Here is a 430-nt window from a genome sequence, read left to right on the forward strand (position 1 = left end):
TTTGTTTGCTGTTACTCACAGTAGCGGTAACAGCCTGCAGAAAAAAGTACGCATACGATTTTGAAGATGGTACTCCCGGCGATGGTGCAAGTGTTGCAAGTATTACCATTGATACCAGTATTAAAAATGTTGATGCAAGTAAATATGCACAGGCAAGAGTATTTCCCGGATTGGTGTGTGCTTCGGAGCCAAGGGTAAAAGTTGATCTTGCAATGAATTTGAATTATAACAATGTACAGGATGAATTGCGTATTTCTGTTCCACCAAGTCCACAGTTTAGTACAGGACTTTATGCTGCACCGGGCGAGTTGGTGATTATTGATGTGCCGCAGAATGAATATTCATTGTCTGTACAAATTGGTGCATGGACCGATAATCTTTCTGTAATTCAAAACGCACCACGTGATCCTGTTATTTACACACGCAGCCA

General features: G+C 41.4%; 1 protein-coding gene. It reads left to right on the forward strand.

Annotation, left to right across the window (positions count from 1 at the left end):
* On the forward strand, positions 1–430 hold a 430-nt coding region (locus tag ENE75_RS26090; protein ID WP_199232421.1), incomplete at both ends, for a M60 family peptidase N-terminal accessory domain-containing protein.

This window comes from Rubrivivax albus, assembly GCF_004016515.1.
In the GTDB taxonomy this organism is placed as follows: domain Bacteria; phylum Pseudomonadota; class Gammaproteobacteria; order Burkholderiales; family Burkholderiaceae_C; genus Rubrivivax; species Rubrivivax albus.